11 protein-coding genes and 1 pseudogene are annotated in these 15,655 nt (G+C 71.5%); 7 read left to right on the top strand and 5 right to left on the bottom strand.

Annotated features, from left to right (window positions below; all coding sequences use genetic code 11):
* Positions 1 to 294: 294 nt before the first annotated feature.
* Both ACFXMF_RS26920 and ACFXMF_RS26915 read right to left on the bottom strand, forming a co-directional pair.
* Positions 295 to 738 (bottom strand): annotated as a pseudogene (locus tag ACFXMF_RS26920) (SRPBCC family protein); the annotation flags it as partial.
* A 177-nt stretch (positions 739 to 915) separates the two neighbouring features.
* Positions 916 to 1,845: a DNA-3-methyladenine glycosylase family protein gene (locus ACFXMF_RS26915; RefSeq protein ID WP_379992441.1), complete on the bottom strand. Its 930-nt coding sequence runs from the start codon at positions 1,843 to 1,845 to the stop codon at positions 916 to 918.
* A gap of 217 nt (positions 1,846 to 2,062) precedes the next feature.
* On the opposite strand from ACFXMF_RS26915, the gene ACFXMF_RS26910 reads away from it, so the two are divergent.
* Positions 2,063 to 3,070: a glycosyltransferase gene (locus ACFXMF_RS26910; protein WP_379992443.1), complete on the top strand. Its 1,008-nt coding sequence runs from the start codon at positions 2,063 to 2,065 to the stop codon at positions 3,068 to 3,070.
* 22 nt (positions 3,071 to 3,092) lie between these two features.
* Here the strand turns inward: ACFXMF_RS26910 and ACFXMF_RS26905 are convergent, their stop codons facing one another.
* Positions 3,093 to 4,235 carry a peptidoglycan recognition protein gene (locus tag ACFXMF_RS26905; RefSeq protein ID WP_379992444.1) on the bottom strand — a complete coding sequence of 381 codons (1,143 nt, stop codon included), beginning with the start codon at positions 4,233 to 4,235 and terminating at the stop codon, positions 3,093 to 3,095.
* 122 nt (positions 4,236 to 4,357) lie between these two features.
* Between ACFXMF_RS26905 and ACFXMF_RS26900 the strand changes: the two genes are divergently transcribed.
* From ACFXMF_RS26900 to ACFXMF_RS26875, 6 genes are all read left to right on the top strand, one after another.
* Positions 4,358 to 5,110 (top strand): TIGR03089 family protein, encoded by a 753-nt coding sequence (locus ACFXMF_RS26900; protein WP_360320943.1) that lies wholly within the window; start codon positions 4,358 to 4,360, stop codon positions 5,108 to 5,110.
* Positions 5,111 to 5,199: 89 nt separating this feature from the next.
* A complete protein-coding gene (locus tag ACFXMF_RS26895; protein WP_360320946.1) occupies positions 5,200 to 6,579 on the top strand; it encodes an LCP family protein in 1,380 nt (459 codons plus the stop codon).
* A 258-nt stretch (positions 6,580 to 6,837) separates the two neighbouring features.
* Entirely contained in the window at positions 6,838 to 8,589 is a 1,752-nt protein-coding gene (locus tag ACFXMF_RS26890; protein WP_360320949.1) for an LCP family protein, read from the top strand.
* 154 nt (positions 8,590 to 8,743) lie between these two features.
* On the top strand, positions 8,744 to 10,246 hold the full coding sequence (locus ACFXMF_RS26885) for an LCP family protein (protein WP_360320952.1): 1,503 nt from the start codon (positions 8,744 to 8,746) through the stop codon (positions 10,244 to 10,246).
* Positions 10,247 to 10,648: 402 nt separating this feature from the next.
* A complete protein-coding gene (locus tag ACFXMF_RS26880) occupies positions 10,649 to 12,433 on the top strand; it encodes an LCP family protein (protein ID WP_379992079.1) in 1,785 nt (594 codons plus the stop codon).
* A 243-nt stretch (positions 12,434 to 12,676) separates the two neighbouring features.
* The gene (locus ACFXMF_RS26875) at positions 12,677 to 13,177 is read left to right on the top strand and encodes a GNAT family N-acetyltransferase (RefSeq protein ID WP_379992078.1); all 501 of its coding nucleotides are present in this window, start codon (positions 12,677 to 12,679) and stop codon (positions 13,175 to 13,177) included.
* A gap of 183 nt (positions 13,178 to 13,360) precedes the next feature.
* Here the strand turns inward: ACFXMF_RS26875 and ACFXMF_RS26870 are convergent, their stop codons facing one another.
* Positions 13,361 to 13,954 (bottom strand): acyltransferase, encoded by a 594-nt coding sequence (locus tag ACFXMF_RS26870; protein ID WP_360321042.1) that lies wholly within the window; start codon positions 13,952 to 13,954, stop codon positions 13,361 to 13,363.
* A gap of 22 nt (positions 13,955 to 13,976) precedes the next feature.
* Positions 13,977 to 15,509, bottom strand: a complete 1,533-nt coding sequence (locus ACFXMF_RS26865) for a hypothetical protein (protein WP_360320961.1) — start codon at positions 15,507 to 15,509, stop codon at positions 13,977 to 13,979.
* Positions 15,510 to 15,655: the final 146 nt, after the last annotated feature.

The following is a 15,655-nucleotide window of genomic DNA, read 5'->3' as shown; positions in this document are numbered from 1 at the left end:
GCCCTTTCGTGCACGGTCTCTGCCGCTTGGCGCTGCCGGCCCGGATTCGGCGGGCTCCCACCGCTGCCGACGTCGGGTCGTCAGCGATGTCCGGCCGATGTCCGGGGGCGTCGCGCCGCGTCAGTGGCCACCCGCCCAGGTCCCGCCGACGCTCGGCGGTGCCTGCGGGCGCGGCGGCGGGATGTGTCCGCCGCCGGGCGCTCCGGTACGACCGGGAGTCGGCGACATACCGGGGCTGTCATAGGGCGGAGGCGCGTTCTGCGGCCGGCCGGAGCCGGGGCTGCCGGGGGGCTCTACCTCGCCGCGCCAGGCACCGGTCTCGTGCCCGCGTTCCTCCACGAACACCTTGAAGTGTTCGAGGTCGCCCTTGGTCCTACCACGCACGAAGCCGAGCTTGTCCCCCACCGTCTCGACCAGGCCGTCGGGGTCGAACTCCATCTGGAGCATCACCCTGGTGTGCACGTCGTCGAGCCGATGGAAGGTCACCACACCCGCCTGGTGCGGGCCGTCCACGGTCTTCCACGCGACCCGCTCGTCGGGCCGCTGTTCGGTGATCTCGGCGTCGAACTCCCGGGACACACCGGCGATTCGGGTGACCCAGTGGGTATGTGTCGGATCGATCTGGTCGATCCGCTCGACCCCGCTCATGAAGCTCGGGAACTCGCGGAACTGGGTCCACTGGTTGTACGCGGTGCGGACCGGCACGTCCACGTCGATCGAGTGCTGGACGGTCGTCACGAGCACTTCCTCCTCGTTCTCGGTGTCGGTTCCGGGCTGCGATGCAACAACAGCCAAGTCCTTCACCCAAACGGCTGCCCGAGGCCCCCGGGGGCAAACGTGGTGTCCTTCGGGCCAGGCGCCGCCGGCACCGCACCCCGCGCGCCACACCCCGCACCCCCGGTCACGACACCGCCGTCACAACGCCTTTCCGACGAAGTGCCCCCGCGGCGCATACCGCGGCGCACGGCGCGGCACCTTCACCCCCGACATGCGGATCAACAACGCGGCCCGATGCCGGTGTCCCGGGTAGCCGGCCAGCAATTCGAGCATCCCGGCGTCGTCGACCGCGTGTCCGGCCAGCGCGAAGCCGATCGTCTTGGGCAGATGCAGGTCGCCCACCGACAACGCGTCCGCGTCGCCGTGCGAACGCTGCATCGTCTCGGCGGCCGTCCAGATCCCGATCCCGGGCACCAGTCGCAGCAGCCGCGCCGCCTCGGGGTGGGCCACGCCCGTGGTCGCCTCCAGCCGGCCGGCCACCCGGACCGCCTCGATCACGGTGCGCGAACGGCGCCCGTCCACGCCGGCCCGCGCCCAGTCCCAGGACGGGATCATCGCCCAGGTACGGGCATCGGGCACCACCCGCAGGCCCGTCGGCGCGGGCCCCGGCGCCGCCTCGCCGTACTTGCCCAGCAGCAGCCGATAGGCCCGGCGCGCCTCGATCGTGGTGACCTTCTGCTCCAGGATCGAGGGCACCAACGCGGTCACGACCAGCGTCGTGCGCGGCATCCGCAGGCCCGCGAACCGGCGTTCGGCGTCCCGGACGATCGTGTGCCGGGCGACGAAGGCGTCCGGGTCGTCCTCGGCGCCGAGCAGGGCCGGCAGCGCGTCGAGTTGCCATTCGGCGCCCGGTCCCCACGCGCTCGCCTCGATCTCGCCGGTCGCGGGACGGTCGATCAGCCGCAGCGTGCACGGTCCGTTCGGGGTGCGCGAGGTCCGCCACACCGAGCCGTCGGTGCCCGCGTGGTGGGTGGGGTCGCTGTGGCCGCGGCGCAGTTGACCTACGGTGAGCCGGAGGTCGAGCGGGAAACCGGGACGCCACACACGATGGAGGGCACTGGGGTGCAACGGGCTCTCCTCGCGATCCGGGTTCGGACCGCCACGGTACCTTCCCGGTTTTGCCCCGATGTGCGCAGAGCAGACTTCACCTATGCGGGTGATGGCGTTCGGCACGTATGACACGACCGTCCACCCCCGGGTGGGAATCCTCATCGAGGGCTTGCGGCGCCACGGTATCGAGGTGGTGACCTGCAACGTTCCCCTCGGACACATGGATGCCGGGCCGATGGTCCCACCACCGTCGGCCCATCCGGGGATCCCCCGCCAGCGGATCCGGCACGCGCGGTGCATCGCCGAGCTGGTCGCCAAGGCCCGCCGCGCGCCGCGGCCGGACGTGGTGATCGTCGGCTATCAGGGCCGGCTCGACATCCAGATCGCCCGCCGGTTGTTTCCCGGCATCCCGCTCGTGCTCGACCACCTGGAGAGCGTGGACGACGTGGCCGATCGGCTCGGCCAGGCGGCGCAGGCCGAGCTGCGCAAGGTCGACCGGATCGAGCAGGCCGCGATCGCGGCGGCCCGACTGGTGCTCGTGGACACCGAGGAGCATCGTCGGGTGCTCACCCCGGGGCATCGCGATCGGGCGGTGGTGGTGCCGATCGGGGCGGCACCGGCGTGGTTCGACGCGGGTCGCCCGGGCGCCGATCCGGGCCCGGTGTCGGTCGAGGCGGACTTCCGGCCCGGCGAGGATCTGCGGGTGATCTCGTTCGGGTTGTACTCGCCGGTGCAGGGTGCGCCGGTGATCGGTGCCGCGCTGAGTCGGCTGGAGGGCTATCCGATCGCGGTGACGATGATCGGTCGGGGCCTACAGGCGCAGCGCACTCGGGACCTGGTCGGCCCGGACGCGCCGCGGGTGACCTGGCGGACCTGGGTGCCGGAGGCCGAACTGCCGCATCTGGTCGCGGCGCACGACGTGTGCCTGGGTGTGTTCGGCACCGGCGCCAAGGCGTTGCGGCTGGTGCCGAACAAGGTCTTCCAGGGCGCTGCGGCGGGGTGCGCGGTGCTCACCTCGGACACCGCGCCGCAGCGCCGACTGTTCGGGCCGGCCGGGTTGTTCGTGCCGGCGGGCGATTCGGACGCGTTGGCCGACGCGCTGCGCCGGTTGGCCCAACACCCGGCCGAGGTGGCCCGGTTGCGCGCCGCGACGGTCGCGCTCGCGCGCGAGCGGTTCGTCCCCGAGGCGGTGGTGGCGCCGCTGGTGGAGCGGCTCGGGGAGATCGTCGGCAAGCGGGCCTGAGCGGCCGGCCCCGAAGCCGCGTTCAGCCCACGCGCAGCGCCACGTCGGTGCGGATCGCGGGCAGTTGGTCGTAGAGCGCCTGACCGGGGCACTCGGTGTTGAACGCGTCCCGGTGGCCGGAGATCACGTCGAACGAGTGGGTGCTGCCCTTGGGGTAGCGGCTGCCGCTGTCCGACGAGGTCAGGGTGACCTTGCCCTTGGGGTCGCGGTCGTGCAGGCCGAGTTTCCAGGCCAGCACCCGGGAGATGGAGATCAGCATCGGTGCGGGCGGCGCGGTGGTGGTGTAGGTGCCCATGGCGGCGACGCCCGTGCTGTCGGTGTTGAACCCGAGGGTGTGGGCGCCCAGGACCGGTTTGTCGGTGCCGCCGGCGCGCCCCTCGAAGATCGTGCCGCACTTGTCCACCAGGAAGTTGTAGCCCACGTCGGCCCAGCCGTTGGTCTTCACGTGGTAGCGGTAGATCGACCGGAGCACCTTGGCCGAGTCGCTGCACGGGAAGTCGTTGCCGTCGGCGGTGTGGTGCACGAAGGCGGCCCGAACCGTGTTCGTGTACTTGAACTTCGCGTCCCGCAGCGATTCGTCGGCGCCCCAGTCGCTGCGGGCCACGATCGCCGGTTTGTCGGCGTGGCCCTTGACCGTGCGGCCGTCGGTGAGGTCGGGCAGGGTCGGGCGGGCCGGCATCCGGTCCAGGATCGAGTCGCCGGGGTCGACCAGTTCGGCCCGCAGGTCCTCGGGCGGTGCGCCGGTCAGGACGCCGACGCGCACCTGGACGCCGTTGGATCGGCCCGCCCAGAACGGCTCGGTGCCGCCGCGCCCGCCGCCCTCGGCGTCGCCGGTGCCGTGGCCGCCGGCGTGCAGTTCGTGCCACGGGCTCCACACGCCGCCGGTGCGCGTGCGCACGTGTACCGCGACCCGCTCGCCCGCGCCCGGGTCGGCCCAGGTGACGCCGAGCAACGAGTAAGCGGGGGTGGCGCGTTCGGCCGTCAACACCTCGGTCCGGCCCACGCTCGGCGCGGCGGCGTCCGGTTCCTGTTCGATCCCGGTCAGCGGGAGGGTCACGGTCGAACCGGGGGTGCCGGGTGGCCGGGAGTCGGCCTGCGCGGGCGCTCCGGCGAGCACCGCGGGTACGGCGAGCGCGGCGATCGACAACGCGATTCTGGTGTACACGGGCAGGCCCCTCCGTCGTGGGTCGAGCTCTACCGGTTCCCGCATGGCACTGAATGCCGTACCAAATATGACAATTGCACCCATTTGCGCCATCGATTCATCGAGCTGGGTAGGCTGATCTCATGCCCAGCACCCCGGTCGATCAGTTGCGCACCACGCTCGCCGCCGACTCCGCGCGGCCGTTCACCACCTTCTACGACGACGCCACCGGCGAGCGAGTCGAGCTCTCCGTCGCGACGTTCGACAACTGGGTCGCCAAGACCGCGAACCTGCTGCGCGACGACCTCGCGGTGGAGCCGGGCGCGCGCGTCTCGTTGCTGTTGCCCGTGCACTGGCAGACCCAGGTGTGGCTGCTCGCGGCCTGGTCGCTGGGCCTGGTGGTGAGCTTCGACGGGGATCCCGCCGACGCCGACGTGGTGGTGTCCGGCCCGGACACCCTCGACCGCGCCGCGACCTGCCCGGGCGAGCGGGTCGCCTTGGCGCTGCGGCCGATGGGCGGACGCTTTCCCACGCCGCCGGCCGGCTTCCTGGACTACGCGGCCGAAGTGGCCGGGCACGGCGATCGGTTCGTCGCCGAGGGTCCGGTGCCCGCGGGTGCCGCCGCGTTGGTCGAGGCCGGCCGCGAGTGGACGGCCGGCGAGCTGGCCGAAGCGGGCGAGGCCGCCGCGCGCGAGTGGCGGCTGGTCCCCGGCGATCGCCTGCTCACCTCTTTGAGCTTCGCCCGAACGGGTGGATTGCGGGCGGGCGTTCTCGCGCCGCTGGCCGCGTCCGTACCGGTCGTCGTATGCCGTCACCTGGATGAATCCCTGCTGGAGCGGCGGATCGAGGCCGAGCGGGTCACGCGTGCCGTCACCCGTTCCGCCGAGCAGGCATGACAAGACGGGTCGAGCTGCGCTTTCGTGGCCCAGACCGCCCGTAGTGCCGTGCCCGGCGGTCCCTCAGCAGGCGGGGAGGCGTGGGGTTCATGGATGCGTGGGATCACCTGTACCGGTCCGAGGACGCGGCCGAGCCCGCCGCCGCGCCCGAGGCGCCGCCCCCGACCCCCGAGCCCGGGGCGGCCGCACCGGTCGAATCCGGCGCCGGCCGGGCCGCCGCGCGCCGCGCCCGCAAGAAGCGCAACCGGCGGCGCAAGGTGTTCCTGCCGATCGGCGTCGGCATCTCGCTGATCCTGCTCACCGGCGTATCCGCCGCCTACGTCGCGTACCAGCGGCTCAACGGCAACCTCGAGACCGACGCGGTGGACGGCAAGCTCAACGCCGACCGCCCGGAGGTGGGCGGCAACGGCAAGGGCAAGCCGCTGAATCTGCTGATCATCGGCTCGGACTCACGGGCGGGCGAGAATCGCGCCCTGGGCGGCGGCGGGGACAACGGCGAGCGCTCGGACACCACGTTGTTCGTGCACCTGTCCTCGGACCGCGAGCACGCGGTGGTCATGAGCATCCCGCGCGACCTGCTGGTCACCGTCCCCTCGTGCGTGACCCGGGACGGCGCGCGCTCCGCCGAGCAGCGCGGGGTGATGTTCAATGCGGCCTTCGAACTCGGCGGCGCCGCGTGTACGCGCAACACCGTCGAGAAGATCACCGACATGCGCGTGGACCACCACATCATCGTGGACTTCTCCGGCTTCAAGGGCATGGTCGACGCGGTGGGCGGCGTGGAGATCTGCCTGCCCAGGAACGTGCAGGACCACGAGGGCAACATCTCGTTGTCCGCCGGCCGACGCAAGGTGCACGGCCGGGAGGCACTGGACTACGTCCGACTGCGGCACGACGTCGGGCTCGGCGGGGACGGCAGCGATCTGGGTCGGATCAAGCGGCAACAGGCTTTCGTGGCCTCGCTCGCCAAGCAGATCCGCAGCGGCGACACGCTCTCCAGCCCGTCCCGGCTGTTCGCCCTGGCCGACGCGCTGACCAAGTCGATCCGGGCCGACGAGGGCCTGGACTCGGTGTCGGCCTTGGTCGACCTCGCGCGCGGGATGCGGGACTTGGAGACCCGGGACATCACCTTCGCCCACGTCCCGGTGTACAACCCGCCCGAGGACAACAACCGGGTCGCCCTGATCCAGCCGGACGCCCGGCACCTGTTCGACGCGATCAACCACGACGAGCCCTTGGACGGTCGGCGCAGACCGGACGCGGCGGCGGGCAGGCCGGGTGAGGCGCCGTCGGTCGAGGCCGCGCCCGGCGCGTCCGCCGGGCACGGCCGGCGACCGGGCGGAGCCGCCCCGGCGGCCGGGGTGCACGTCGCCGGCGCCACCGGCACCGGCACGCCGTCCGATTCGGCGAAGGCACCGGTCCGGGCCGACACCCGCAACGCGGATCAGGACATCTGCAAGGCGAACTGACGCTCCATCACCCCATTCGTCCGCAGACGCCCACCTGCACGGCGCCGGATACGGTGGCGCACGGTAGCGTGCTCGCCGATACGCGGGCCGCTCCGGTGTGACGTGCGGCTTCTTCAACCAGTGACCTGCGTCACAGGGGGAAGGGCGCACGCAACTCGGGGAACCGGCAGCACGTCTATCACTAGCAACGGCCGCTCCACGCGCGGTTCGTCGCTCTTGATCGGCGTTGGGCGCCCTGGGGAAAGAAGCAGACACGACGTGAGTGACAGCGAACGGGCCGGCAAGCAGGCCGAACCCGGTCGGGACACGAGCCCGGAAACGGCGCCCGAGGCTTCGACCGAACCCGAGATATCGACTCCGCCGAGCACGGCGGACGAGCCGGGCGCGCAGGCCGAGTCGAGTGCGCCGGCGGTCGGCGAGCCGGCCGAGGCGGGCACGCGAACCGAGCCGGCGCCGGTCGAGGCGGACACGCCGGCCGAGCCTGGCGCACGAGTCGAGCCCAGTGGTGCGCCCGCCGCCACCGAGTCGGGCGCGCCGAACGCGCAGGCCGAGCCGAGTGCGCCCGCCGAGGCGACGCCCGCCGCGGCCGCCACCGAGGAGCCGCTCGCCGCCGCCGTCGCCGCGATGGCCGCCGCCGGCGAGGCCGGGGCGCCGGACCGACTCTCCCGGCGGGATCGACGCAGGCGGGTGTACAAGCGGGTCCTGATCGGCGTCACGGTCACCGTGGCGCTGTGCCTGGTGGCCGGCAGCATCGCGGTCTACGCGATCTACCGCAAGCTCGACGGCAACATCACCACCGAGGACCTGACCGCCAAGCTGGGCCCGGAGCAGGAACGCCCGCAGGTCGTCGCGCACGACGCGACGAACATCCTGCTGATGGGCTCGGACGACCGCAGCGGCGACAACAAGCAGTACGGCGACATCGGCGAGGGCACCAAGCGCTCGGACACCACGATCCTGTTGCACCTGGCCGCCGACCGGAAGAGCTCGGTCGCGGTCAGCATTCCGCGCGACCTGATGGTCGACATCCCCTCGTGCGTGCGCCAGGACGGCAGCAAGTCGCGGGCGTACCGCGACCAGTTCAACCACGCGTTCGAGATCGGCGGCGCGGCCTGCACGATCAAGACCATCGAACAGATGACCAAGGTCCGCGTGGATCACCACATCGTGATCGACTTCTCCGGCTTCAAGGAGATGGTCAACGCGGTGGACGGCGTCGAGGTGTGCCTGAGTCGGCCGATGCGGGACACCGCCGCCAAGCTCGACCTGCCCGCGGGCAAGCACCGACTCGACGGCGAGCAGGCGCTCGGCTACGTCCGCGCCCGCAAGAACGTCGACGACGGCAGCGACACCCAGCGGATGACTCGCCAGCAGCGTTTTCTGGCCGCGCTCGTTAAGAAGGTCAAGGTCGGCGACATGCTGACCCAGCCGTGGAAGTTGTACGACCTCCTCGACGCCGGAACCCGGTCGATCACCGCCGACCCGGGACTGAGCTCGCTTAGGGATCTGATGGACCTGTCCGACAGCGTCAAGGGGATTCCGAACGACAAGTTCGCGTTCCTGACCGTGCCGCGGCAGCCGTATCGGCTCGACCGCGACCGGGACGAACTGGTCCAGCCCCAGGCCGACCGGCTGTTCGACGCGATCCGGCTGGACCGGATCGCGGTCGGCGCGGCCGTGACCGGCAAGGACGACAACGGGTTCGAGAACAACGGCGAGGTGCGGATCGAGCAGTCGGCGACGCCGAAGCCGTCCACCCGCACCACCATCGACGAGGACGGCAACCGGGTCACGGTCACGCCGACCGCGCCGGGTACCGGCGGCACCGGGAAGGGGACCGGCACCCGCTCACCCGCGGGCACCGGAGCCCCGGGCTCGTCGGCTTCCACGGCCGACCCCACATCCACCAGCGGCGGCACCTCGTCGGCCGAGCCGACGTCGGCCGCGGACACGGGCGCGATCGTCACCGTATCGGGACGAACGGCGGAACAGGACGTGTGCGCGGGCTGATTGCATCGATACCGCACAGGGGAGCCGGGTCGCCGCGGATCGGCGGTGACCCGGCACGTTGCCGGAGGGGATTCGTCACATGGGCACGGACGCGGATACGGAGGTCGGGGAGGCTGCGGCACCCGACCGGCGGGGCACGCGCAGAAAGAGCACCGTGAAGAAGCGCCTCAAATGGATCGCGATCTCCGTGGTCGGCATCCTGGTGATCCTGGCCGGCAGCGCGTACGGGTACATCCGGTACCTGAACGGGAAGCTGCACCACAGCCAGATCACCGCCGACAAGAACAACCGACCACCGGCGGCGGCGAAGGACGAGCAGGGCCGAAGTCCGATGAACATCCTGCTGATCGGCAACGACAGCCGGATCGGCGAGGGGCGGCGCTACGGCGCGGAGGGGCACGAGGGGCTCGCCGACGTGGCGATCCTGATGCACCTGTCCGCCGACCGCTCCAACGCCACACTGGTGAACATCCCGCGCGACACGATGGTCGACATCCCGCGCTGCGAGATCGGCAAGGGCAAGGACAAGAAGGTCACCGAGGCCCGGTTCGGCCAGTTCAACGACAGCTTCCGCAGCATCGGCGCGTCCTGCACGGTCGCCACCGTGGACCGCATGCTCCAGGTCCGGATCGACCACTACATCGAGGTCGATTTCAAGGGTGTCCGTGATCTGACCGAAGCGGTCGGCGGGGTGCCGATCTGCCTCGACTCGCCGATCCACGACCCCGTCCTGGGCAACTCGCAAGGCGGTACCGGACTGGAACTCCCGGCCGGCCCGAACACCCTGAGCGGCGACAACGCGCTGCAATTCCTGCGCGCCCGGCACGCGTTCGGAGACGGCAGCGACCTGGCCCGGATCGAGGCGCAGAAGGTCTTCCTGATGTCGCTGGCGCGCGAACTCAAGAGCAACGCGAAACTGAGCAACGTGGACGGCCTGTTCAAGATCGCGAACAGCGCGGTGAGCGCGCTCACGGTCGACAACGACCTGGCCGGCGTGGACAGGCTGATCGATCTGGCCGACGAGATCAAGAAGGTGCCGGAGAAGCGGATGGCGTTCACCACGCTGCCGACCGAGACCTACCGTCCGGCCCCGGACCAGGTCCAGCCCAGGCGGCCCGCGGCGGACGACCTGTGGGCCACCGTCCGGGCCGACCGGCCGTTGACCAAGGGCGACGGCACGACCGATCCGCCGCCCGCGCCGGTGACCACGACGCCGCCTCCGCCGCCGGCCACGATCGCGCCCGGCGACGCGGCCCGGATCAGGGTGACGGTGGACACCGGGACCGCGAAGAAGCGCATCACCCCGACGGTGGAGACCCTCAAGCGGCTGGGTTTCAAGGCCACTTCGGGTACCACGATGCCGGACGGCCGGGAACACGCCAACAGCCGGATCACCTACCCCGACGGCAGTCGGGATCAGGCCAAGGCGATCGCGACCGCGCTGGGCGTGCCGGAGACCGCCCTGGAGGTGGCCAGGCCCGGCGACACCACGATCAAGCTGTTGATCGGGGCGGATCTCCCGGATCCGGGCACCGGCGACCCGACGAGTTCGGCCACCGGTGGCCCCGGCCGTACGCCGGAACCGCCCAAGGCCGCCGACCTGAACCTGGAGACGGCCGACAACACCAAGTGCGCCTCGCCGCGCAAGAAGCAATAGAGCTCACAGGCACGTTCGCAGACACGTTCGAGGGGGTCGCGGTGGGAAGCACACAAATGCGTCCGCCCGTGACCCCCATCGATCGAACAACGATCGACCGATACCGAATCAGGAACGATCGATGAAGGGTTTTATCCCTTTTCCGACGATCCGAGTGTCAGGACTTCGCAGTCTCTGTGACCATGGCGAGATCTCGCCGGTTATGGTGGCTGCTTCCAAACCGACCATCACGTATCACCGTCGGGTTCCGTACGGATGCCTCCGGGACCCCGGTGTCGCCCTTGAGGGACCGAGCACAGCCGGGGGGGCAGTGCGGCGGATACAGCCGGAGGGAATCTCGGCGTGAACAGAGGGAACGGGCCGCACCGTGGCGCGCCCGGGGACAACGATCCCCTGGGCGGCATGGACGACGCGGACGTCGCGGACATGTGGGTGATGAACCCGGACACCGGCAGCTTCGAGCTGCGGGCGCCGGGCGGCCCCGGTGCCGCCGGTGCCGGTGCCGGCAGCGGGTCCGCCGGTGCTCCCGGCAAGGACGACTCCGGTGCCGCGCGGCCGCGCTCGCGGGCGGCGAATCCCGAGGGCCGGCGCCCGTCCGCGGTGGCGGCGGCGTCCGGTCGGGAAGCCGACGAGGACCCACCCCGGCGCCGCGAACGCGCGGGCAACGCCCCCGCCGGACGCGCGGCGACCCGCAGCGGCGCGCGCGGCGAGGGACCGCCGAAGAGCAAGGTCAAGCGGCGGCTCAAGTGGATCGCCATCTCGGTGGTCGGCATCATCGTGGTCCTGGCCGGCAGCGCGTACGGGTACATCAAGTACCTCGACAGCAAAATAACCACCACCGCGAAGAACGCGGGCAGCGAGGGTGTCCCCAAGACCGAGGAGGACGCGTTCGGGCGCAAGCCGCTGAACATCGTGCTGATCGGCAACGACAGCCGTAAGGGCCTCGGCAAGAAGTACGGCGCGGCCGAGCACACCGAGGGCTTGGCCGACGTCACGATCCTGATGCACGTCTCGGCCGACCGCAGCAACGCGACCCTGGTCAGCATCCCGCGCGACACCATGGTGCAGATACCCAAGTGCGTCGTGGACGGCAAGACCTACCCGGCGTCCAACGGCCCGCAGTCGTTCAACGAGAGCCTGGCCAACGGCGGTCCGCCGTGCACGGTGTCCACGGTCGACAAGATGCTCGGGGTCCAGGTGGACCACTACATCATGATCGACTTCACCGGCGTGAAGAAGATGACCGACGCGGTCGACGGCGTGGACATGTGCATCTCGGAGCCGATCAACGACCCGGTGCTGCCCAACCAGCAGGGCGGCACCGACCTCAAGCTGGACGCGGGCGACCAGAACCTCAGCGGCGAGACGGCCCTGAAGTTCCTGCGCGCGCGGCACGCCTTCGGCGACGGCAGCGACCTGGCCCGGATCAAGGCGCAGAAGGCGTTCCTGATGGCGCTCACCCGCAAGCTGAAGAACAGCGCGTCGCTGACCAACGTCGAAGGCATGTTCAAGCTCGCCAACATCGCGGTGGAGTCGCTGACGGTGGACAACGGCCTCGGCGGCGTGGACAAGCTGATCTCGCTGGGCAACCAGTTGAAGAAGGTCCCCGAGAAGCGGATGGCGTTCACCACGCTGCCGATCGAGGAATACCCGCCGATGGCCAAGTCGAAGGTGCAGCCCAAGCAGCCCGAGGCGAACAACCTGATGGCGATGTTGCGCAACGACACGCCCGTCACCAAGGACGACAAGCCCGCGACCGAGCAGCCGGCGACGTCGCCGACCCCCGACGTGCCGAAGATCGACCCGGCCACGGTCAAGGTCGACGTCCGCAACGGCAGCGGCGTCAACAAGCGCGCCAACGAGGTCGCGGCGGACCTGGTCGGACGCAAGTTCGTCGCGGTCCCGTCGGGCAACGCCAGGGACGGCAAGATCCACCCGACGAGCACGATCACCTATCCCAAGGGCCGCCTGGACGCCGCGAAGGCACTGGCCGCCGCGACCGGACTGGGCGACGGCGCGCTGGTCGAGAGCACCTCCACGACGCTGACCCGCTTCGAGGTCCTGATCGGCAAGGACTTCCCCACCACGCCACCGCCGGCGGCGGGGACCCCACCGACCGACCCCCCGAAGAACATCGACCTGGAGACGGCGGACAAGAACGTCTGCGCACCGAAGAAGAACAAGTAGCCACCGCCCACCACGGCCGCCCGTCCCTTCCGAACGAGGAGGGGGCGGGCGGCCGTTGGCGATCACGGGACGGCACCCGGGCCGGGGCGGGCGCTCGCGCGGGAGTGGGCGCCGCGCGGCCGGCCGGGTGGGCGCCGTCGCGGTGACGACGGGCGCGGCACCCGGGGCGCCGTCCGGGTGCCGAGGGCACGGCGCGCGCCAATGCGTTTGACGGCGGTCGCCGAAGCCGGACAGGCTCCCGGTGTGGACAACGCACGGGTGCAACTGCGCCGCCTGGACGAAGACTTGCTGACCGCCCTCCTGGACGCCGCGGTGGCCGACGCCGATCCGACGGAGGTGATGCCTCCCGTACCCGGCCCACCCGGCTGGACCGCCGACCGCCGCGCCGCCTTCCTGGCCTTCCATCACGAATGGGCCGCCACCCCCACCACCTACGCGATCCTGGTCGCCGGCCACGTGGTCGGCGCGGCCCGCCTGCAACCCGCGCCCGAGGCCCCGGACGACGCCCTGGAAACCGGCCTGTGGATCGGCCGCTCCCACCGCGGCCGAGGCGTCGGCCACGCCGTCCTCGCGCTCCTGCGCACCGAGGCGAAATCCCAGGGCGCCACCCGCATCGTGGCCACCACCACCGAAGCCAACACCGCCGCCCGACGCCTCCTCGCCACGGCCGGCGCCGACCTCCGTCCGCGTACGACCCCCACCCCGAACGGCGACACCGTCGAAGCCACCCTCCCCCTGGACTGAGCCACAACCGCCGGCCACTACGGAGCCGGTCGGCGCACCTCCGGGGACGGATCCCCGGAACCCGGCGCGCGTGCTCGGCGCGACGCACGGCCCCGGTCGCCGGTACTGCCCGGTCGTTTCGGCGCACGGCGCATGTCGTGGAGTTGCTCGTGGCGTAGGGAGTTGCTCGCGGAACCTGCGGGACTAGCCGTTCGCCGGTGACGTCAGGGTCAGTTCGCCGTTGTGTTCCGTGTAGATTTCGGCGGTTTTCGGGCAGCGCCAGGTGCTGTCACCGGCCGGGGTCAGGGGGACGCCGGCGCGACCCACCCACTTGACGCGGCGGGCCGGGACGCCGGCCATCAGGGCGTGGTCGGGAACGTCGCGGTGGACCACCGCGCCGGCCGCGATCAGGGCCCATCGGCCGATCGTGACGCCCGCGACGATCACGCTGCGGGCGCCCACCGCGGCTCCCCGGCGGACCGTCACGCCCTGGGCGTCCCAGTCCTGTTCGCCCTTGAGCAGGCCCTCGGGAGTGACCGCACGCGGGTACATGTCGTTGGTCAGCACGACCGCCGGGCCGATGAAGACGCCGTCCTCCAGGACCGCCGGTTCGTAGACCAGCGCATGGTTTTGCACCTTGACGTTCGCGCCGATCCGGACCGCGGGCCCGATGTAGGCGCCCCGGCCGATCACGCAGTTCGCGCCGAGGACCGCATCCTCCCTGATCTGGGCGAGGTGCCACACTCGGGTGCCCTCGCCGATGATCGCCGACTCGTCCACATCCGCGCTCGGGTCGATAGCCACCCCCGAACGCTAGTGCTCACTCGGCCGCCACGCCCAGGAAATCGGCGAGGACGCGGGCCGAGCGCCGCCCGTCGTGATGCTCGGCGACGTACGCCGGGCCGCGCGCGGCCAGTTCGCGGGCCGCCGCCGGTTCTGCGACCACCTCCTCCAGCACCTCGGCCAGCGAGTTCGGGTCCGCGCCGCGGATCGGCAGGTCGGCCGGCAGGTGTTCGGTCGCCGACTCGTGCAGGTAACAGATCGTCAGCCGACCCGCCGCCAGCGCCTGACACGACGTCAGGCCATAGGAACCACACGCGAACTGGTCGAGCACGATGTCGGCATCGGCGAACAGCGCCGGGAGTTCGGCGGCCGGTCGATTCAGGATGCGGCGGTACTCGATCAGACCGATCTCGTGCAGTCGGTACAGGGTCGGTTCGATCCGCGCGGTGCCGTGCAGGAACGGACTGGTCATCACGTGCACCACGACCGGGCGTTCGCGAGCCAGCACCGGCTTTTCGGTCCGCCAGGTCGAAGGATCGAGCGCGGCCGGCAGCCACACCGCGTCCGGCACGTCCGCGATCAGGTCGGGCGTGGCCACGAAGGTCGGTACGTCCAGGCCGCGCAGGATCGGCAACAACCGGTCCACCTTGCCCTGCAACGCGTGGGTCAGTTCGTAACGCGGGTCGAACGGCGAGAACTCCACCCGGGCCCGATGCGCCGCCGGATCGCGTGCCTCCGAGCCGTACAACACCAGCCCGAGCGCGATCCCGGCCGCCCGCAGTTCGGCCAGGTCGGTGTCCACCCACGAGCCGCCGAGCCGGCCGAACGCGGGCATCCCGCCCTCCGCCAACACGTGCGTGTAGCGATCCAGCACCCGGGCCAGCCGCCCCAGCTGCCAGCGGGTGGACAGCCAGTCGTCGGTGGCGATCGCCTGGTCACTGGGATGACCGAGGGTGTTCGCCGAACTGAGCGCGGACGACTCGGCCCGCACCCCCGGCAGGTGTCGCTCGACCGCGCGGGCCCACGCGTGCCCCTGCCCGGCGGTGTTGGTCGGGCCGATCCCCAGCACCGGCGAGGACGTGGGCACCGGCTCGGCGTCGGCCGCGAACGCGCGCACGTACGGCTCGTACGCCTGCGCACAGCGCCGCGCCCACGCCTCCGCGTCCCGTTCGGCCTCCGCGCGGTGGGTGCGCCGGACCGCCTCCAGATCGCGCTGGGCCATGATCCGCCGCAGCCCCTTGAGTACTCCGCCGCCGTCGAGCGCCTCGACCGCGGCCCGCGCGGCGGCCAGCCGGGCGGTGCGTTCCGGGTCGACCGGCACCCGCAGGGAGCGCACCACGCCGGTCTCGGTGACCTCGACCGAGGTGGTCACCGCGACGGTCTCGGCGGGGGTGACCCGCAATACGTAGGCACCCTCGACCGGGTCGTTCGGATACTCCTCACCCACCTCCGTGTGGGTGACGACGAGCCGCCGCAACCGCTCCGGCGGGGTGAAACCGCCATCCTCCGCAGCCTGCCGGGCGTCCGGGATCGCCACTCCCGCGGCCACAGCCGAGTCACTCTCGCTCATCGCCGTCGTCTCCCAAAGGCCGTGCCGACTGTTCACAGACTGTCACCGGGGACGAGCGGTGACCAGGGCGGCCACGTTACTTGGCTTTACCGAAAGCACCCGGTTTCCGGCCGGGAAGACGGCGCGTCGGGCCGAGCGGGCGGCCC

The sequence above is a fragment of the Embleya sp. NPDC059213 genome (genome assembly GCF_042754445.1).
GTDB lineage: Bacteria > Actinomycetota > Actinomycetes > Streptomycetales > Streptomycetaceae > Embleya.
Note: the sequence above shows the minus strand (reverse complement) of the source record. Positions and strands in the feature narration are given on the sequence as shown.